Genomic DNA, 18,747 nt, shown 5'->3' on the forward strand with positions numbered 1-18,747 from the left:
GTGAGGGAGCCTCCGAGATTCCCGGGGCGGTTCAGGTCTATTGCCGGATGCGATGCGGGTGCGCGCCACATTTTCGCCAGTGTGAAGCGCGCATTTGGAAGTGTGCGGAGCGTTTGGTGCGCGTAGGTTTGCGTAAATTATTGATATGCAGCCATCGCACCGCTATTTGTCGACATCAAGCGACGGTTGAGCAAATTCATGCGACGGGGGCCACAGGTTCGATCACCTCGCAATCCACTAGCTTTGTATTCAACAAGACTTGGGCAAAATCGGGTCTTGTTGTCGGTTGAATGAGGCGTTAGACAAACGCTCACAGGTCGGCTAACGTCCCGCTTGCAGTCGTTTCAAGCAGGGTTTCGCCAGCGGTCTTCTGTGCCCCGTATCGCTTTTCCGGGGACGCTCCAGCTCCCGGGCAACGTTTCTTGGACGCTTGCATCATGTGGGTCATTTCCGACCTGCACATCATCAACTGTCAGAGGAACGTTTCATGTCGAATGTATCGACCGGTGTGGTCAAGTGGTTCAACGACGCCAAGGGCTTTGGTTTCATCACCCCGGAAGGCGGCGGTGAAGATCTCTTTGCTCACTTCAAGGAAATCCAGGGCACCGGCTTCAAGACCCTCAAGGAAGGCCAGCGCGTGCAGTACATCGCGCAGCGCGGCCAGAAGGGGATGCAGGCCACCCAGATCAAGGCGCTCTGATCGACCCTTATTCGATGTTGCAGTAATCGAGAGCCGCGGCCCCCTTGCCGCGGCTTTCTTTTTGGATTTCGACCCCCAGCCTTTCGAGACCACCGAATCCTGAGACGACGATGAGCGATCCCGCGGCGCCCGCCTCCACCGCTGTCCGTGCCCCGTTGAATGTGCCGGCGACGATCCTGTTCTCTGCCAGCACCCTGCTGCTGTTGACGATTTTCCCCTTGTACGCCTGGCATCACGATTTTTCCGCGGCTGCCTGGGTATGGTTTGTGGTGTTTCTGTACGCCAGCGGCATTTCCATCACTGGCGGTTATCACCGCCTGTGGGCCCACCGCGCCTACGAGGCGCGCATGCCGCTGAAGATTTTCTACATGCTGTTCGGCGCGCAGGCGCTGCAGAACAGCGTGTTGGTCTGGGCCTCGATGCACCGCGTGCATCACAAGAACGTGGACGACGTCGACCACGATCCCTACTCGATCAAGCGCGGATTCTGGTATGCCCACATGGGCTGGATGCTGCGCGACTACCCTAGCCACGAGCTGGATTTTTCCAATGTGCAGGACCTGCAGCGCGATCCGGTGGTCATGTTCCAGCACCGCCACTATCTGGGTCTGGCGCTGTTCATGAACATCGGCCTGCCCTTGCTGGTGGGCTGGGCCAGCGGCGATCCCTGGGGCGTGCTGCTGGTTGCCGGTCTGCTGCGGCTGGTGGTGAATCACCACTTCACCTTCTTCATCAATTCGCTGGCGCACATGTGGGGTCGTCGCCCTTACACCGAGGACAACACCGCGCGCGACAACGATCTCATCGCCTTGTTCACCTACGGCGAGGGTTACCACAACTATCACCATCTGTTCTCCTGGGATTACCGCAACGGCGTGCGCTGGTGGCATCTGGATCTCACCAAATGGTGGATCGCGACCTGTGCGTTCTTCGGCCAGGCACATAAGCTGCGCCGGGTCCCGGAGTTCCGCATCCGGCGCGCCATGATCGAGCGCCAGTTTGCCCGCGCCCATGCGGCGCTGCGTCGCGCCGAGCCGGGTCGACTGGCCGCTTTTCAGGCGCTGCTGGAAACGGAGATGGAAACCTTCAAGGTCACCGTCAACGAATGGACGCGCCTGCAGTCCGAAAAGATCGAGGCGGCCAAGCGTCAGGTCATCGGCCGGGTGACCGAACGCTGGGAGCACAGCGAGGCGCGACGTCAGCTGCAGGTACTGGAAGATGCGCTGCACCAGCAGTATCAGCGTCTGCGCGTGCTGTCCGTGCAGCACGCCTAGTCCTGGCGCAGCGCGCACGGCGTGACGTGCCGCAAAGTTGAGCAGGGCTGCGACCCGGCATGGCCAAGGGAGTGCGCCGAACATGAGCGATAAACCGCAGCTGCACCTGGGCGCGTTCATGCGCCCGGTGAGCATTCACACCGGCGCCTGGCGCTACCCCGGTTCCTATCCGGACGCCAACTTCAACTTTCGGCATCTGCAGCGCTTTGCGCAGAAGCTGGAGCAGGCCTGCTTCGACGCCTTCTTCATGGCCGATCACCTGGCCGTGCTGAACATGCCTGTGGATGCGCTCAAGCGCAGCCATACCGTCACCTCGTTCGATCCGCTGACCCTGCTGCCGGCGCTGGCGGTCTGCACGCAAAGGCTCGGGCTTATCGCCACCGCGTCGACGACCTTCGAGCAGCCGTATCACGTGGCGCGCAAGTTCGCCTCGCTGGACCACATCAGCGAAGGCCGGGCGGGCTGGAATATCGTCACCACCTCCAACCCCGATGCCGCGCTGAATTTCGGTTTGGAAGACCACATGGAGCACGGCGAGCGCTACCTGCGCGCCCGCGAGTTCTACGACGTGGTGACCGGCCTGTGGGACAGCTGGGCGGATGACGCCTTCGTGCGCGACGTCGACAGCGGGACCTACTTCGATCCGGAGCGTCTGCACGTCCTGAAGCACAAGGGCAAGTATCTGTCGGTACGCGGACCCCTGAACATCGCGCGACCGGTGCAAGGCTGGCCGGTGATCGTGCAGGCGGGGGCTTCGGAATCCGGTCGTCAGCTTGCTGCCGAAACCGCCGAAGTGATCTTCGGGGCTGCGTCCACCCTGGCCGAGGCGCGCGAGTTCTACGGCGACATTGGCGCGCGCATGCAGCGGGTGGGTCGTCCGCGCGAGCACCTCAAGATCCTGCCCGCCTGCTTCGTCGTGGTCGGTGACACGGTGGAGGACGCGCGCCGCAAGCGCCTGCACCTGGACAGCCTGGTGCATTACGACAGCGGCCTGGCCTCGCTGTCGATCCTGCTCGGACACGATGCCTCGAAATTCGACCCCGACGCGCCGCTGCCGGACATCCCGGAGAGCAACCAGAGCAAGACCACGCGCGCGCTGGCGATCGCGGCGGCGCGCGAAGAAAACCTGACAGTGCGCCAGCTCGCCTTGCGAGTGGGTGGCTACCCTGGCCTGTCGATGGTGGGTACGCCACAGAGCATTGCCGACGAGATGGAGGAGTGGTTGCTCACCGACGGCTCCGACGGCTTCAACGTGATGTTCCCCTACCTTCCCGAGGGCCTGGATGATTTCACCGATCGCGTGGTGCCCGAACTGCAGCGGCGTGGGATTTTCCGCCGGGCCTACCGCGGCAGCACCCTGCGCGAACATCTCGGCTTGCCGCGACCGGCCAACCGCTTTTTCGCGGACGCCGGCGCCGGCTGAGAGGCCTGACCTTCTACAGCGCCGGTTCGTGGACGCCGGCAGGTAGATCGCCGACGTTGGACGAAGTGTCCGGGGCCAGCGCCTCGACTGGTCGGGCGCCGTCATTGCCTACCAGCTGCACCGGTTCGGCGAGCTGTGCGGGCGCCGAGCTCGCCGTCACCGGCCGTGCGGGAGCTGGTCGCGGCGATCCGTCCAAGGGCCGGACGCCGAGGTCGGAGAAGGTGTCGGTCGACGGGTCCGATGCCGCGCCGGCGTACTGCTGTTGCGCAGTCTCCGTCACCGCGCTGGCGGCCACCTCGCCCAGGACGTCCTGCGGAAGCTCGCCGGCCAACGCATAGAGCCGGCCGTCCTGCTCCCAGTAGACGATCCGGGTGTCGCCGGCGCGTTGCCAGCGCACCGGGTCCGCGGGTATCGCCAGTGGCTCGCCGACAAACAGACTCAAATGGCGGCCGTGGACGTCACGGTACTGCACCTCTCGCAGCTCGATCCCGTCCATCTGCAGCTGGCGGGTGCCAGCCGCAGTATAGCCGGGCAGGGGCAAGGTCGGGTCGCCTGCGGTCAGGGGCTGGAAGGCGTCGACACTGTCGCGGTCCGGATTGCTCAGCGCCAGCATCTGTTGCGAAATCCGGCCGGCAAACCGGTCCAGTTCCGAGGTCTCCGGAGCGCCGGCCTTTGGCGGCTGCAGGGTCCACACCGCGGTCAGCAGCACTCCTGCGGCGATCGACGCCGCAGCCATCAGCCGCCAGCGCCGGTCGCGCTGCGCCAGGCGTCGCTGCACGACGGCGATTTGCAGACGTTCCGGGATCGGTTCGGCCAGCACCCTGGCGTAATGCCGGCGAATGGCCTGGTCCTGTGCGCGGCAGGTCATGACACGTTCGTGCGCACGCTTGTCGCGCTGCAGCCACGCTGCGATCTGACGACCGCGCGCGGTATCGGCCGGTAGTCGGCCCTCGGCGTAGGCCAGCAGTTCGTCATCGTCCGGTCGACGGTCCGGCAGGGTGGATCGGTCGTTCATTTGACCCTCCTCAAGTTGGCGCGGGGCTCGGCCTGCACCGGCGTGGCCTCGCCGCACAGATCACGCAGCGCCGAGCGCCCGCGCGAGATCCGCGAGCGCAAGGTGCCTACCGGTATCGCCAGCACCCAGGCGGCCTCGTCGTAACTCATGTCTTCCAGTGCTACCAGTAGGATGGCCTGGCGCTGGTCTTCTGGGATGCCGCGCATGACCTGCAGGATGTCCAGGCATTCGGCGCGCTGCTCCTGCTGTGCGGCCTGCGCCGGCTCCGTCGCCATATCGTCCAGCGAGCGCTCGATGCACTGCCGACGCTGTGTGCGCAGCCGGTTCAGGTGCAGGCGATACAGCATGCGGAACAGCCAGCTGCGCAGGCGCCCCTGCATCTGCCATCGAAACCACTTTCTCAGCGCACGTTCCAGGCAATCCTGCACCAGATCGTCGGCTTCGGTGACGCTGTGGGTCAACGCGCGTGCATAGCGGCGCAGATGCGGGATTTCCTGCTCCAGCAGCCACTCGAATTCATCGCGTTCCTTCACCGGCACTCCAGGGGTTGCGGTCGATGGGTCTCTATAGAGTCTTGATCGCGCCACCGTTGCCTGTCCGGGCGAGCGGACGCCGGTTGCGCGCATACACCCGAACAACACCGCGGGATCGGGATCAGTTCCCCGAAATTCGATCGGCAAGCATCGGAACCGGATGCCTCGCAGCGGTGTGGGTAGGGGTGTGGACGCTGCACGCGCCACGCTGAATCCATTTGACATCAAAGGAGTCAAGATGACGTCCCTCAATCGATATCGCGCAACTTTCGCTGCCTCGCTGTGCGCAGGCGCCGTGATCTTCAGCAACGCCGCGCTGGCGCAGGGCACTGCGCAGCCGCCCGCTGCGCAGCCGCCGGCAGCCGCGCTGGTCGAGGTCGACGACAAGCAGATCGATGCCTTTGCCCAAGCGCAGGGCCGCGTTACTGAGATCAGCCAGAAATGGCAGGCTCAGATCGACGGCACCGAAACCGAAGCGGAAATGCAGTCGGTGCAGGAAAAGGCCCGCAAGGAGATGGTGATCGCCGTGCAGAACTCCGGCCTGACATTGGAGCAGTACAACCAGATCGCGATGGCCGCGCAGAACGATGCCGAGCTGCAGCAGCGCATCCGCGCCGCGATGACCAGCGGCTGATGGCACCGGTTGTTTGCCGGTCACCTGGAAGATGCGACGGATGACATGAATCGAAAGTCGGCGGCTTGTGCGGGCTGATCGGATCGCTGTCGCGACGACGCCCGATCAGGTCGTGTTCCGATCCGTGCTTGTCCGTATAACCCGGGCAGGCAGCCGCCATTCAAAGTGGTTGCAAGCGCGCCCTCCGGCGTGCCTGCCCCAACGAAAAAGCCCCCGGTTCGACCGGGGGCTTTTTTGCTGCGACTGGCCCGCCCAGGCGTCAGCGCGTGCCCTTGCTGCGCAAGGCATCCGGGGTGAAATCGGCCGGCGTCAACGGCACCCGATCGTAGACCTTGGTCTCCTCGTTGCGGATCGACAACGCGATGTAGCGGCCGGACTGCAGATCATGCTTGACCTCGAGTCCGGCGGCGACGAAGGGAACGTCGTAGTAGTTGAGGCTGTGCAGTTCGTCGACGCGCCACAACTGGTCGCGGTTGTCGTACTTGTCCTGCACGTGCACGATCCAGCTGTCCTCGTCGAGGAAGAAGGTGCGCCGCTTGTAAAGATGCGAGGTGCCGGGCTTGAGGGTGGCCTCGACTTCCCACACGCGATGCAACTCGTAACGCGCGTGTTCCGGGTTGACATGCCCGGCCTGCAGGACGTCCTTGACCTTGAGCGTGGGGCCGTTGATGAGGTAGGCGTTGTACGGAATGTACATTTCGCGCTTGCCCACCAGCTTCCAGTCGTAGCGATCGGTGGCGCCGTTGTACATGAAGAAGTCGTCGTTGGTGCGCAGGCCGTCGGCGGCGGTGCCGGGGTTGTCGTAGGACACGCTGGGCGCCAGACGCACACGGCGCTGGCCCGGGTTGTAGGTCCAGGCCTTGCGCGGCTGGCTCACCTGGTCGGCGAACTCGTGCACCAGCAGCAGCTGCCCCGCCAGACGCGGCGGCGCTTTGACGATCTGCAGGAAGTAGAACAGCAGATTGTCGGTCCGCTCCTCCGGCCGCTTGCCCTGGTGCGAGTACACGAAGTCGAACTCGTAATCGAAGCTCACCAGGTTGTAGTCGCCGCCAGCCGTCACCGGTGCCTGCGACCACGACGTGCGATAAGTGTCGCCCTTGTAGACGGTGATGTGGTTCCAGATCGCCTCCAGCCCGTTCTTGACGATGGGGAAGGGCGTGCCGCCGTTGGTGCCGGTGAAGCCGACGCCCTCTTCGACGAGCTTGACCTTGGTGGCATTGGCCCGCGTTTCGTCGTAGATGCCCTGCGGGAACGATGCGCTGCGCCGCGTGGGATAGACCTTCATCTTCCAGGTGGGATAGCGCTTGAACAGCGCGACCTGTCCCGGCGACAGCTTGTCCTGATGCTGCGCCAGGTTGGACGCATCGATGGTCAGGATGGGCTTGTCGCTGGCGAACGGATCGGGATAGTGACCGCCGGTCTCGAAGCCGGGCAGGACCTCGGTGATGCCGCCGGTCCACTCGGGAATCGACCCGCTGGCATTGCCGGCCTTCTCGGCACCCAGCGGTGTCAGCGTGCTGCCGAGTGCTGCGGCCTCGTCCGCGGTCACCGCTGCGAGGCTCGCGGAACAGAACGTAGCGAACAGTGCCGCTACCAGTAGTTTGTTTTTCATGAAGTGCTCCAGGGCGGGATCTTCAGAACGCGTAGGAAATGCTGAGCGCGAGAAAGTCGCGATCCTCGTTGACGTTGGCGCTGGTCGAAAACGACTGCGGCTGCGCCGGATCGCCCGGCGTCGTCGTGCCGGGCGCGATCATGACGCCGGGGGGAATCGGATCGACTCCTGAATAGGTACGCCCATCAAAGAACGTGGTGTAGGCAAGATCTGCCTGCCAGCGCTGCAGATAGTTCATCGCTAGGCCCACCGAGATCGCCTTGGTGTCCTGGTTGAACACCGGACCGACGCCGTTGACGTCATGCGAAAACACCAGACGTGGCGACAACTGTGCAGCGCCGATGGCGCTTTCAAAGTCCATGCGGCTGACCACGCGATAGCCCCAGGAGGTGCGATCGGCGTAGCCACCGCCGACGTTTTCCTGGCAGGAACCGTTGGACACCGCGGCCTGGATTGCCGCCGGATTACGGCACGACACCAGATGCGCGGAAGGGCCGTTGTAGAGCAGGTCCTTGTCCAGCTCCATGCGGGTGACGCCGGCTTCGCCCAGCAGGATGAACTGGTCGGCGCCCAGACTGGGGCCGAAAGCCTTGGTCGCCGTCATCTGTGCCTGATGGGTTTTGACGCGACGGAAACCCTCGGCCTGCGCTTCGGCCGTCGCCGGATTCACCCCTTCGCCGAGATCGATGGCATTGGGCAGTCGCAGCGCCGCCAGCAGCAGCTCGGTGGCGGCCAGCTGCACCGGCAGGTTGGGACGATAGGAATACTCGCCCTGCAAGGCGATGCCCAGCGGACCATCGGTGTTGAACGACAGGCCATACAGCTCGATGCCCTCGGGATAGTCCACGAAGTAGGTCGAACTGTTGACGCGTGCCAGCGTGCTCGACTGGTCCGACGCCCGCACACCCGAAATCAACGGCAGCCGGCTGTGGTACTTGAGGTAGTACAAGCCGAACTCGGTGCTGTTGAGCCAGTCCGCGAAGTAGCGCAGCGCCACGCCGTACTGGCCGGTCTTCTGGTCCGGGTGGCGGGTGCTGGACCGCGGCACGCCGACGGGAAACACCCCCGCGGCGTTGCCCGCGGTGACGGGCGTGCCCAGCGACTGGTCGTTGCGGCGGCCGATGCCGGTGTAGGCCACGTCGCCGTCGTCAGAGATGAAGTCGTTGGTGGAGAAGAAACTCCCGCGCGGATCGATCTCCACTTCGTCGAAGCCCCATATCCACACGGATTCCAGGCTCAACGTATTGGTCAGGGACAGCGAACCCCAGAACATGGGATGCGGCAGCAGCGCCTCGCGCAGTTCCGATCCCGGCGCGCGGAAGCGCGCAACGTCGATGGCGTTGATGGCGTTGATGCTGTTGCCGATGAAGGTCGATTCGCCCCAGTTCACCACCTGCCGGCCTGCCCGTACGGAAGCATTGTGGCCGTTGATCTTGAAGTTGACGTAGGCGAACAGGTCCAGCAGATCGCCCTGGGCCACCAGGCGATCCCTGCCGCGTTCGCCGAAATTGTCGCGATCGTCGTCGGCCTGGAAATCGTAGAAATAGCTGGCGCGCCCGAAGATGCCGCCGCTGCCGTACTGGATGTCGAGGTCGTGGGTCGCCTTGATCAGGGTGGAGATGACGTCGCCGGCCTCGTAGTTCAGGCGGCCGTCGTCCTCGTTGACGGTACGGGCGGTACCGCCATTGGCGATACCGATCAGGCTGCTGTCGGGGTCCTCGGTGCTGATGGTGACACCGGCGGACACGGTGGTGTCCAGGCTGCCCTGCACCGGCCCGAACTGAAACGGCAGGGCCTGGCTCGACAACGGCAGTGCAAGGGCCAGGCCTCCGACTCCGAGACGCAAGAGCACGGTCAGTTTTCTAGTTTTCATCGGTCTTTCTCCTGAGGGTCACGCTCGGACGGCCGGAATGCAGCGCTCCAACCGTATCTATAGTTATGGTCCGATTCTGTGCGCCATGTCGCGGGTGCGCAAGCTGCACAAAAATGGGAGAAACACCTTACCCGCGCGCCACGCCGGCCAACCTGGCGGACGAGACCGGCGGCGCTTCAGCGTCGGCGACTCTCCCTCAGCTGCAGATTCCACAGCTGCGCGTAGGTGCCGGCAGCGCCGAGCAGGCCGGCGTGGGTTCCGCGCTCCACCACACGGCCCTGATCCAGAACCACGATCTGGTCGGCATCGGTGACGGTGGACAGGCGGTGCGCGATCACCAGGGTAGTGCGGTGCTCAGCGGCGTCGTGCAGCGCCTGCAGGATGGCCTGCTCCGAGGCGGAGTCCAGCGACGAGGTAGCCTCGTCGAACACCAGGATCGGTGGATTCTTGAGCAGCGCGCGGGCGATTGCCACGCGCTGTTTCTCGCCGCCCGACAGCTTGAGCCCGCGCTCCCCGACCTGCGTCTCCAGACCTTGCGGCAGGCGGTCCACAAAGGTCTGCAGATGCGCGGTTGCCAGCACTTGCCGGAGGCGCCGATCGTCGACATCGGGATCGCCGTAGCGCAGGTTGTAGCCCAACGTGTCGTTGAACAGCACGGTGTCCTGCGGCACCACGCCGATGGCCCTGCGCAGGCTGTCCTGGCTGACGCTGCGAATGTCGGTGCCGTCGATCAAGATACGGCCGTGCTGCGGGTCATAGAACCGATACAGCAGACGTGCCAGCGTCGACTTGCCGGCGCCGCTGGCGCCGACCACCGCCAGCTTGCGACCCGCCTCGATCTCGAAACTCACCCGATCCAGGATTGGGCGATCGGCACGATAGGCAAACGACACCTGCTCGAAGCGGATATTCCCGCGCTGCAGGATCAGGGCGGGGGCCTGCGGCGGGTCTTCCACCCGCGGCTGCTGTCCGAGCAGATCGAACATGCGCTGCATGTCCACCAGCGCGCGGCGGATCTCGCGGTAGACAAAGCCGAGGAAATTGAGCGGCAGAAACAACTGGATCATGTAGGCGTTGATGGCCACGAAGTCGCCCAGGGTCAGGCGCTCGGCAACCACGCCGTAGGCGGCCAGGAACATCATCGCGGTCATGCCGCCGGCCACGATCAGCGACTGCCCGACGTTGAGCGCCGCCAGCGACGAGCGGCTGCGCTGCTGCGCGGTCTCCCAGGCGATCAGGAAGCGGTCGTACTCTTGCGCTTCGCGCTTCTCCGCGCCAAACAGCTTGACCGTCTCCTGATTGAGCAATGAATCCACGGCGCGCTGACTGGCGCGCGAATCGAGCTGGTTGGCATCCCGCACGAAACGCGTGCGCCACTCCGTCACGATCACTGAAAAGCCGATGTAGGCCAGTACCGACAGCGCCGTCACCACCGCAAAACTGGCACCGTACTGCACCAGCAGGATCGCTGCGACCAGGGCCAGTTCGAGCAGGGTCGGCAGGATGTTGAACAGCATGAAGCGCAGCAGGAAGCTGATGCCGGCCACGCCGCGTTCGATGTCGCGCGCCACCCCACCGGTGCGTCGCGCCAGATGGAATTCGATGTCCAGACTGTGCAGATGACGAAACACATCCAGCGAAGCGCGGCGCACCGCACGCTCGGTGACGCGCCCGAAAATCACGTCACGCAGTTCGCCGAGCAGCACGTTGCCGAAGCGCATCACGCCGTACGCCACCAGCAACGCGATGGGTACCGCCACGACCGCCTGCCGCTGGCTGTCGAGGTTATCCACGATGTGCTTGAGGACCAGCGGCAAGGCCACGCCGCTGAGCTTGGCCAGCACCAGGCAGGCGCCCGCCAGTGCGACCCGCCCCGGAAACTCACGCAGATAGGGCAGCAGGCTGGCCACAACCCGGAAAGAGGGTTGCAAGTGCTCGGAGTCGGGCGCGGGCGGCAGGCGGTTGGGGCGCATTGAAAATCAGTCTTTAGGCGTTAGGACGCCGGCTGCGCCGGCTTTAGGCGTTAGCAACAGCCTTTGGCGTGGATGAATTGTTGCAGCTCACGATTTTCGCTAACGCCTGAAGCGAGCGCGGCGAGCGTCCTGACGTCTAACGCCTGCTGTTCAAGCTCTCGCTACCCTCGACACGCCCTCGATATGGCGCAGACGGCGCATCACGCGCGCCAGATGCGAGCGATTCTTCACCGTCAGGATGAAGCGCATTTCGACTGCGTCGCCACCGGCACGGTCCGGCATCTGCACGTTCTCGATACTGGATTCGGCGCCGGAAATCTCGGCGGTGATACGCGCCAACAGGCCGCGCTTGTTCTCGCTGCGCAGGACCAACTCGCACAGGTAATCGCCTTGGACGCTCGTAGACCACACCAGCGGCACCCAGTCCTGCGGACGTGCCTTGGCGTGGGTGCATTCGACGCGGTGGACCACGATGCCGCGACCCACGCTGACATGACCGCGAATTTCGTCGCCGGGGATCGGATGGCAACAGCGCCCGTAATCCAGCACCAGGCCCTCGGTGCCTTCGATGGCCAGGGCCTGGTGGGTACCCTGATGCGGAGCGTCGGCGCCGGCCTCGGTCAGGAAGCGACGTGCAACCAGCGGCGCCAGGCGCTCGCCGGTGCCGATGGCGGCGAATAGTTCTTCCACGTCCTGCAGATCAAAGCTCTTGAGCACCAGTTCGGCGCGCTCTTCGCGCAATGCCGACAGCGGAATCTTGAGTTCGCGCAGCGCGATCTCCAGCAACCGGCGGCCGAGACGGATCGCCTCGTCCTCGCGCTGGTTCTTGAGAAAGTTGCGGATGTGGCTGCGCGCCTTGGCAGTCTTGACGAAGTGCAGCCAGGCCGCATTTGGGCGCGCGTGGCGGGCCGTGATGACCTCCACGGTCTGGCCGGATTTGAGCGGCGAGTTGAGCGGCTCCAGGCTGCCGTCGATGCGCGCGGCGACGCAGCGGTCGCCCAGTTCGGAGTGCACCGAATACGCGAAATCTACCGGTGTGGCGCCTTTGGGCAACTGGCGGATCTCGCCCTTGGGCGAGAACACGTAGACCTCGTCCGGGAACAGGTCGACCTTGACGCCCTCGATGAAGTCCATCGATCCGTCGGCGCCAAACACGTCGAACACGTTGCGCAGCCACTCGCGCGCGCGCAGCTGCGGCGCGGCCTGCGAGTTGCGGTCACCGAGCTTGTACTGCCAGTGCGCGGCGATGCCGGCTTCCGCGATGTGGTGCATCTCGCGGGTGCGGATCTGCACCTCGATCTTGTGTCCGCCCGGGGCCACGCAGGTCGTGTGCAGACTCTGGTAGCCATTGCCCTTCGAATTGGCGATGTAGTCGTCGAAATGCCCGGGCACCGGCTTGAACACGTGATGCACGATGCCCAGCGCGCGGTAGCAGTCGTCGACCTTGGACACGATGACCCGAAAGCCCAGCAGGTCCATCACCTTGAGCAGACGCAGCTTTTTGCGGCGCATCTTCTGGTAGATGCTGTAGATGTTCTTGTCGCGACCGACCACGGTGGCGCCGATACCCTCATCGCGCAGGTGTTTGGACAGCCGGCTTTCGACCTCCTTGATCAGGCCTTTGGCGTCGCCCATCTGCTTGCCCACCCCGTAGGCCAGCGCGGCGAAGCGCTTGGGGTAGAGGTGGGCAAACGCCAGATCCTCCAGTTCGACGCGGATGGTGTGTATGCCCAGACGCTGTGCGATGGGCGCATAGATGTCCAGGGTTTCACGCGAAATGCGCCGGCGCTTTTCCGGCGCCATCGACGTCAATGTGCGCAGGTTGTGCAAGCGATCCGCCAGCTTGATCAGGATCACCCGCATGTCCTGCGTCATCGCCAGCAGCAGCTTGCGGAAGCTTTCGGCCTGACGTTCGGCGCGACTCATGCCCTCGATCTTGCCGATCTTGGACACCCCATCGACAAGCTCCGCCACGTCCTTGCCGAAGCGTGCCGCCACCTCGTCCTTGGACACGCCGGTGTCCTCGATCACGTCGTGCAGGATCGCCGCGCACAGGGTGGTGGAGTCCATGCGCATCTCGGCCAGCACGCGCGCCACTGCCAGCGGATGAAAGATGTACGGTTCGCCTGAAGTGCGGCTCTGGCCCTTGTGCTCCTGGGCGCCAAACTCGTAGGCGCGCCGCACCTCCGCGATCTGCTCCTGCGGCAGGTATTCCGCCAGTAGCTTGGCCAGCGGCTCCATGCCGTACTCGCGCGCCACCCGCTGGGTGCGCCAGGCATTGCCGATACGCTGGATGACGGGGAGTTCCATCGGGTCAGTGTCCGGCTTCGGCGGCTGGCGCGCCAGTCAAGCGGTCGGCCGAGGCGCTTTTGCCACGGTTTTCACGGATGCACACGGATTGGGCGCGCCATATAGGCAGCAGCTGTCCACTGTACCCGGGGAAGTCCACACTTTTTCCGCAGGCGACCGTGAAATCCTCGGCACGGATACGCTGACACTCAATCCAGGCTGCGCCGGAACTCATCCTTGTAGCGTTCGCGAAAGGCTTCGAGGTCGATACGGTGATTCTGCGGCCCCACCCGTTCGATCTTGATCGCGCCCATCAGGCTGGCAATGCGGCCGGTGGTCTCCCAGTCCTTGCCCTGCAGCAGGCCGTACAGCAGACCGCCGCGGTAGGCATCTCCACAGCCAGTGGGATCGGCCAGCGACTCGGCCTTGGCGCAGGGGATTTCCAGCACCTTGCCCTTGTTGAAGATGTGCGAGCCCTTGCCACCGCGGGTGACTACCAGGGCCTCGACGCGCTCGGCGATCTGCTTGGTGCTCAGGCCGGTGCGCTCGGTGAGCAGCTCGGCCTCGTAGTCGTTCACTGCAACGTAAGTGGCCTGTTCGATGAAAGCGCGCAGCTCGTCGCCGCTGAACATGGGCAGGCCCTGGCCGGGATCGAACACGAAGGGGATGCCGGCTTCGGCGAACTGGCGCGCGTGCAGCAACATGCCCTCGCGCCCATCCGGCGAAACGGTGCCGATCTTCACGCCGGCGGTGGCGATGTCCTGGGTGTGGGAAAAGCTCATCGCACCGGGATGAAACGCGGTGATCTGGTTGTCGTCCAGATCGGTGGTGATGTAGGCCTGTGCAGTGTAGGCACCTTCGATGGTCTTGACGTGCTCGCGGTTGAGCCCCAACCGATCCATCCACGCGGCATAGGTGTCGAAATCCTTGCCGACTGCACCCATCGGCCGTGCGTCGCCGCCAAGCAGGTGCAGGTTGTAGGCGATGTTGCCGGCGCAGCCGCCGAACTCGCGGCGCAGCTGCGGCACCAGGAAGGACACATTCAGGATGTGCACCTTGTCCGGCAGGATCTCGTTCTTGAAGTAGCCGGGGTAGACCATGATCGTGTCGTAAGCAAACGAACCGCAGATGAGAGCTGACATCGGAGTTACTCGAACGGATTGTGTGTTGTGGTCCCGGCCCTCGCTCGCGCGTTCGGCGACCTCAGCGAGTGCCACCGGCACTCGCCGCGCGCGGTCGCCTCAACCATGCTGGTGTCGTAAGCAAACGAGCCGCAGATGAGAGCTGACATCGAAAATCCTGCAATGGACAGGTGGGTCGGATAGCGGGGTGCAGACCAGTGGATTGGCAGCAAGCCTGCGCCCAGAGTGCCTGAATCGGCCTCAGCCAGCGGACTGCCAACGCAGATCCAGTTGCCTTGCACACCGCACATCATCCAGCCGCCGCACCGGCAAGGTCCAGGGGGCACCCTTGAGCTTGGGCATGTCGGTCCGGGCCTCCTCGAAGATCGCCACCATGGCAGCGACAAACGCATCCAGGGTTTGCAGGTCCTCGGTCTCGGTGGGCTCGATCAGCAGACACTCCGGCACCAGCAGCGGGAAATACACGGTGGGGGCGTGAAAGCCGAAATCCAGTAGACGTTTGGCAATATCGGTAGCGGTCAGGTCCATCGACTGCTTTTGCTTCTTAAGGGTGACGATGAACTCGTGACTGGCCCGCCGCGTGGGGTAGGCGAGGTCGAAGCCCGCGGCCTTGAGCTTGCTGGACAGGTAATTGGCATTGAGCGTGGCGAACTCTGCCACCCGATGCATGCCCTCGCGCCCCAGCAGGCGCGCGTAGATATAGGCCCGCAGCAGCACACCGGCGTTGCCCATGAAAGCGGACAGACGGCCGATGCTTTGTGGCAGATCGCGTTCGTCGAGCCACCGAAAAGACCGGGAATCGGGAATGGAGAATCGGGAATCGTGAGAAACAGAAGCGCTTTTGCGATTCTCGACTCTCGATTCTCGATTCCCGGCTTCTCCACGATTCCCGTAATCGGCCATTCCGACAACAGGAATCGGCATGAAAGGTTTCAGCCGCTCCGACACCCCGACGGCACCCGCCCCCGGCCCACCGCCGCCATGCGGGGTGGAGAAGGTCTTGTGCAGGTTCATGTGAATCACGTCGAAGCCCATGTCGCCGGGACGGACCTTGCCCAGGATGGCGTTGAGATTAGCGCCGTCGTAGTACAGCAGGCCGCCCGCGGCATGCACGATGCCGGCGATCTCGCGGATTGCGCGCTCGAACACACCCAGGGTGCTGGGGTTGGTGAGCATGATGCCGGCGGTTTGCGGGCCGACCGCGGCACGCAGCTTCTGCAGGTCGACGTCGCCTTCGGCGTTGGTGGGAATCTCGCGGGCGACATAGCCGAGCATGGTCGCAGTGGCCGGGTTGGTGCCGTGCGCCGCGTCCGGCACCAGAATCTCGCGCCGCGCGTGATCGCCGCGTGCGCGGTGATAGGCCCGGATCATCGCCACGCCGGCGAACTCGCCCTGGGCGCCTGCCATCGGCGTCAGCGACACCGCCGCCATGCCGGTGACTTCGCGCAGCATCTCCTGCAGTTCGAACAGGCAGGCCAGATACCCCTGCGAGTGCGCAGCCGGGGCCAGCGGATGGCGTCCGAGAAACTCGGGCAGCATCGCCAGGGTGTTACAGGCGCGCGGGTTGTACTTCATGGTGCATGAACCCAGCGGATAGAAGTGCGTATCGATGCTGAAGTTCAGCCGCGACAGCCGCGTGTAGTGGCGCACCGCCTGCAGTTCGGACACCTCCGGCAGGCGCGGCGCCGTTTGCCGGCGCAAGGACTCGGGCACGCCAGACATGTCCACCGCGACAGGCGGGTGCTGAGCCGCTGCGGTGCGGCCAGGGGAGGACAGTTCGAAGATCAGTTCCATAGAAGAACAGGAATCGGGAATCGGGAATCGGGAATCGTAGAAGCGGGGAAGGGCATCGGATGTTGGTGCTTCAACGATTCCCGATTCCCCACTCCCGATTCCCGGCTTTATCAGCCCAGCGCCTTCAACGCCGCGTCGTAGTTGGGTTCATCGGCGATCTCGGTGACCAGTTCCGAGTGCAGCACCTTGTTGTCCGCGCCGATCACCACCACCGCGCGCGCGGTGAGCCCGGCCAGCGGTCCATTTTCGATGTGCACGCCGTATTCCTGCGCGAAGCTGCCGCCGCGCATCAGCGACAGGTTCTGCACGTTCTTGAGACCTTCGGCCCCGCAGAAACGCGCCTGCGCGAAGGGCAGATCCGCCGAGATGCACAGGACCACCGTGTCGGTGAGCCCGGCGGCCTTCTCGTTGAACTTGCGCACCGAGGTCGCGCAGGTTGGGGTGTCGATCGATGGAAAGATGTTCAGCACTTTTCGCTTGCCGGCGAAGTCGTGCAGGGTCACGTCCTTGAGCTCGCCGCTGACCAGGCGAAAGCCGGGGGCGTCGCTGCCGGGTTGGGGCAGATCGCCATTGGTCTGGAACGGGTTGCCGCGCAGGGTGATGTTGGCCATCGGGTTGCTCTCCTTGGATGAAGTCAGATCAGGCCGCGAGGATGCGGCCCAGGGTATCGGCATACAGCCGGATGTCGGATTCGGTGCGGGTTTCGGTGGCGCAGACCAGCAGCGCATGGCCCAACTCGGGGAAGTGGCGTGACAGATCGAAGCCGCCGAACACCCCGGCCGCGGCCAGCGCATTCACGACCGGTGCGACCGGACGGGGTAGCACGATCACGGCTTCGTGAAAGCGCGGGCTGGTTTCGAATGCCGGTCTGACGCCGGGCACCGCGCTCAGCGCGGTCACCAGCGTCTGTGTGTTGTGCAGGCAGGCGCTGGCGACTTTGGCCAAACCCTGGGCGCCGATCAGCGACAGGTAAATCGTGGCCGCGGTGACCAGCAGGCCCTGGTTGGTGCAGATGTTGGACGTGGCCTTGGCCCGGCGGATGTGCTGCTCGCGCGCCTGCAGGGTCAGGGCAAATCCGCGCTTGCCGTCCAGGTCGACGGTCTGGCCGACGATGCGGCCGGGCATCTGCCGCACCAGCGATTGCCGGGCGGTCAGGAAGCCGAAATAAGGGCCACCGCTGGCCAGCGGCGAGCCCAGCGGCTGGCCTTCGCCGCAGACGATGTCGGCGCCGCGGCCGGTGCCGCCTCCCCACTGCCCGGGTGGTTTGAGCACGGCCAGCGAGGTCGGATTCACCAGGCCGATGACCAGCGCGTTCTGCGCGTGCGCCCAGTCGGTGAGTGCATCGACGTCTTCCAGGACACCGAAGAAATTGGGCTGGGCGATCACCACCGCGATCGGTGCGTCCGGCGCCTGCGGGGGCAGCAGGCTGAGGCCGGTCGCGGGATCGTAAGGCAGGCGTCTAACCTTCAGGCCCTGGGCGGCGGTGCAGCTGGCGACCACCTCGGCGTAGTAGGGGTGCAGCGCCTGCGGCAGCCAGACTTCCTGCGAGGACTTGTCGGACTGCACGCGCGCCGCCATCAGCAAGGCTTCGGCCAGCGCGGTGGCGCCGTCGTACAGCGAGGCGTTCGAGACCTCCATCGCGGTGAGTTCCGCCATCATGGTCTGGAACTCGTACAGCAGTTGCAGCGTGCCCTGGCTGGCCTCCGCCTGGTACGGGGTGTAAGCGGAGTAGAACTCGCCGCGGGTGGCGATCTCCCACACCGCGGCGGGAATGTGGTGCTCGTAGGCGCCTGCGCCGCAGAAGTTGATCAGCCGGCCGTCCTGCGCCGCGCGTTCGGACATCAGACGGCTGATCTCCATTTCGGACAGTCCTGGCGGAATCGCCTTGAGCTGACCGCAACGCAGATCGGACGGAATTTCGTCGAACAGGCTGTCGATGCTCGGCGCGCCGATGGTCTCCAGCATGTGGCGGATGTCGGCGTCGGTGTGGGGGATGAAGGGCATGAGGTGGGACTATTAAAGAATCACGCAGAGACGCAAAGTGAAGCGCAAAGGCGCAGGAAAGATTTAGTGCGGCATGTGATTGGCGACACGTTCAACTCCGTCCTTCATGAATGTGGCTCCGAAGTTCAGTAGCAGTCCGAGGCGTACGTTGGCCAGCTTGATGTAGGTCAGCAACTGCTTGCGATGCACGGGCAACAGCGTCTCTAAGGAGTTCAGTTCAATCATCACTTTATTCTCAACCAGCAGGTCTGCTTTAAATGCTTCATCGAATGTCAGTTCGTCGTATTGCAGTGCAACTGCTACTTGCCGTTTGATCTGTAGCCCTCGCTTGACGAGTTCATGCGCAAGGATGGCTTCGTAAGCCGACTCATAAAGCCCTGGACCTAGACGTCGATGGATCTGGATGGCGGCATCGACCACTGCTGCGCTGATCTCGTTTTCATCCATTTCTTCTTGCGTCTCTGCGTCTCTGCGTTCCTCT

15 protein-coding genes are annotated in these 18,747 nt (G+C 64.2%); 4 read left to right on the top strand and 11 right to left on the bottom strand.

Annotation, left to right across the window (positions count from 1 at the left end; all coding sequences use genetic code 11):
• Window positions 1-487 precede the first annotated feature (487 nt).
• The 3 genes from ACOOHP_RS21620 (at window position 488) to ACOOHP_RS21630 (ending at window position 3,397) form a co-directional block, all read left to right on the top strand.
• A complete protein-coding gene (locus tag ACOOHP_RS21620) occupies window positions 488-700 on the top strand; it encodes a cold-shock protein (protein WP_133879928.1) in 213 nt (70 codons plus the stop codon).
• 110 nt (window positions 701-810) lie between these two features.
• The gene (locus ACOOHP_RS21625; protein WP_420468525.1) at window positions 811-1,974 is read left to right on the top strand and encodes an acyl-CoA desaturase; all 1,164 of its coding nucleotides are present in this window, start codon (window positions 811-813) and stop codon (window positions 1,972-1,974) included.
• Between the two features lie 82 nt (window positions 1,975-2,056).
• Entirely contained in the window at window positions 2,057-3,397 is a 1,341-nt protein-coding gene (locus ACOOHP_RS21630; RefSeq protein WP_420468526.1) for an LLM class flavin-dependent oxidoreductase, read from the top strand.
• Between the two features lie 13 nt (window positions 3,398-3,410).
• Here ACOOHP_RS21630 and ACOOHP_RS21635 read toward each other — a convergent pair whose 3' ends face one another.
• Together ACOOHP_RS21635 and ACOOHP_RS21640 are read right to left on the bottom strand one after the other, a co-directional pair.
• On the bottom strand, window positions 3,411-4,412 hold the full coding sequence (locus ACOOHP_RS21635) for an anti-sigma factor family protein (RefSeq protein ID WP_420468527.1): 1,002 nt from the start codon (window positions 4,410-4,412) through the stop codon (window positions 3,411-3,413).
• Window positions 4,409-4,945, bottom strand: coding sequence for an RNA polymerase sigma factor (locus ACOOHP_RS21640; protein ID WP_420468528.1), 537 nt, complete (start codon window positions 4,943-4,945; stop codon window positions 4,409-4,411). The genes ACOOHP_RS21635 and ACOOHP_RS21640 overlap by 4 nt, the downstream gene beginning before the upstream one ends.
• A gap of 238 nt (window positions 4,946-5,183) precedes the next feature.
• Between ACOOHP_RS21640 and ACOOHP_RS21645 the strand changes: the two genes are divergently transcribed.
• Window positions 5,184-5,579, top strand: coding sequence for a DUF4168 domain-containing protein (locus ACOOHP_RS21645; protein ID WP_420468529.1), 396 nt, complete (start codon window positions 5,184-5,186; stop codon window positions 5,577-5,579).
• Between the two features lie 259 nt (window positions 5,580-5,838).
• Here the strand turns inward: ACOOHP_RS21645 and ACOOHP_RS21650 are convergent, their stop codons facing one another.
• The 9 genes from ACOOHP_RS21650 to ACOOHP_RS21690 all read right to left on the bottom strand — a co-directional run bounded on the left by ACOOHP_RS21650 (window position 5,839) and on the right by ACOOHP_RS21690 (window position 18,713).
• On the bottom strand, window positions 5,839-7,191 hold the full coding sequence (locus tag ACOOHP_RS21650; protein WP_420468530.1) for a DUF1329 domain-containing protein: 1,353 nt from the start codon (window positions 7,189-7,191) through the stop codon (window positions 5,839-5,841).
• A 22-nt stretch (window positions 7,192-7,213) separates the two neighbouring features.
• Window positions 7,214-9,064, bottom strand: a complete 1,851-nt coding sequence (locus ACOOHP_RS21655) for a DUF1302 domain-containing protein (RefSeq protein ID WP_420468531.1) — start codon at window positions 9,062-9,064, stop codon at window positions 7,214-7,216.
• A gap of 176 nt (window positions 9,065-9,240) precedes the next feature.
• Entirely contained in the window at window positions 9,241-11,037 is a 1,797-nt protein-coding gene (locus ACOOHP_RS21660) for an ABCB family ABC transporter ATP-binding protein/permease (RefSeq protein WP_420468532.1), read from the bottom strand.
• A 150-nt stretch (window positions 11,038-11,187) separates the two neighbouring features.
• Window positions 11,188-13,347, bottom strand: a complete 2,160-nt coding sequence (locus tag ACOOHP_RS21665) for a RelA/SpoT family protein (RefSeq protein WP_420468533.1) — start codon at window positions 13,345-13,347, stop codon at window positions 11,188-11,190.
• Between the two features lie 188 nt (window positions 13,348-13,535).
• Complete coding sequence (locus tag ACOOHP_RS21670; RefSeq protein ID WP_420468534.1) at window positions 13,536-14,468, bottom strand: carbohydrate kinase family protein; 933 nt, start codon at window positions 14,466-14,468, stop codon at window positions 13,536-13,538.
• 240 nt (window positions 14,469-14,708) lie between these two features.
• Window positions 14,709-16,262, bottom strand: a complete 1,554-nt coding sequence (gene gcvPB, locus ACOOHP_RS21675; RefSeq protein ID WP_420468535.1) for an aminomethyl-transferring glycine dehydrogenase subunit GcvPB — start codon at window positions 16,260-16,262, stop codon at window positions 14,709-14,711.
• Window positions 16,263-16,372: 110 nt separating this feature from the next.
• Window positions 16,373-16,873 carry a thiol peroxidase gene (gene tpx, locus ACOOHP_RS21680; protein ID WP_420468536.1) on the bottom strand — a complete coding sequence of 167 codons (501 nt, stop codon included), beginning with the start codon at window positions 16,871-16,873 and terminating at the stop codon, window positions 16,373-16,375.
• Between the two features lie 28 nt (window positions 16,874-16,901).
• Window positions 16,902-18,266, bottom strand: coding sequence for an aminomethyl-transferring glycine dehydrogenase subunit GcvPA (gcvPA, locus tag ACOOHP_RS21685; protein WP_420468537.1), 1,365 nt, complete (start codon window positions 18,264-18,266; stop codon window positions 16,902-16,904).
• A 63-nt stretch (window positions 18,267-18,329) separates the two neighbouring features.
• Window positions 18,330-18,713 (bottom strand): GxxExxY protein, encoded by a 384-nt coding sequence (locus tag ACOOHP_RS21690; RefSeq protein ID WP_420468538.1) that lies wholly within the window; start codon window positions 18,711-18,713, stop codon window positions 18,330-18,332.
• Between the last annotated feature and the right edge of the window lie 34 nt (window positions 18,714-18,747).

This window comes from Panacagrimonas sp., from assembly GCF_965216805.1.
In the GTDB taxonomy this organism is placed as follows: domain Bacteria; phylum Pseudomonadota; class Gammaproteobacteria; order Nevskiales; family Nevskiaceae; genus Panacagrimonas.

Excerpts from the sequence above, each read along its gene's own strand:
- ACOOHP_RS21625 (WP_420468525.1), top strand. The coding sequence starts at position 811 with ATGAGCGATCCCGCGGCGCCCGCCTCCACCGCTGTCCGTGCCCCGTTG.
- ACOOHP_RS21635 (WP_420468527.1), bottom strand. The coding sequence starts at position 4,412 with ATGAACGACCGATCCACCCTGCCGGACCGTCGACCGGACGATGACGAA.
- ACOOHP_RS21665 (WP_420468533.1), bottom strand. The coding sequence starts at position 13,347 with ATGGAACTCCCCGTCATCCAGCGTATCGGCAATGCCTGGCGCACCCAG.
- ACOOHP_RS21650 (WP_420468530.1), bottom strand. The coding sequence starts at position 7,191 with ATGAAAAACAAACTACTGGTAGCGGCACTGTTCGCTACGTTCTGTTCC.
- gcvPB (WP_420468535.1), bottom strand. The coding sequence starts at position 16,262 with ATGGAACTGATCTTCGAACTGTCCTCCCCTGGCCGCACCGCAGCGGCT.
- ACOOHP_RS21670 (WP_420468534.1), bottom strand. The coding sequence starts at position 14,468 with ATGTCAGCTCTCATCTGCGGTTCGTTTGCTTACGACACGATCATGGTC.
- ACOOHP_RS21630 (WP_420468526.1), top strand. The coding sequence starts at position 2,057 with ATGAGCGATAAACCGCAGCTGCACCTGGGCGCGTTCATGCGCCCGGTG.
- ACOOHP_RS21690 (WP_420468538.1), bottom strand. The coding sequence starts at position 18,713 with ATGGATGAAAACGAGATCAGCGCAGCAGTGGTCGATGCCGCCATCCAG.
- tpx (WP_420468536.1), bottom strand. The coding sequence starts at position 16,873 with ATGGCCAACATCACCCTGCGCGGCAACCCGTTCCAGACCAATGGCGAT.
- ACOOHP_RS21655 (WP_420468531.1), bottom strand. The coding sequence starts at position 9,064 with ATGAAAACTAGAAAACTGACCGTGCTCTTGCGTCTCGGAGTCGGAGGC.
- ACOOHP_RS21645 (WP_420468529.1), top strand. The coding sequence starts at position 5,184 with ATGACGTCCCTCAATCGATATCGCGCAACTTTCGCTGCCTCGCTGTGC.
- gcvPA (WP_420468537.1), bottom strand. The coding sequence starts at position 18,266 with ATGCCCTTCATCCCCCACACCGACGCCGACATCCGCCACATGCTGGAG.
- ACOOHP_RS21660 (WP_420468532.1), bottom strand. The coding sequence starts at position 11,037 with ATGCGCCCCAACCGCCTGCCGCCCGCGCCCGACTCCGAGCACTTGCAA.
- ACOOHP_RS21620 (WP_133879928.1), top strand. The coding sequence starts at position 488 with ATGTCGAATGTATCGACCGGTGTGGTCAAGTGGTTCAACGACGCCAAG.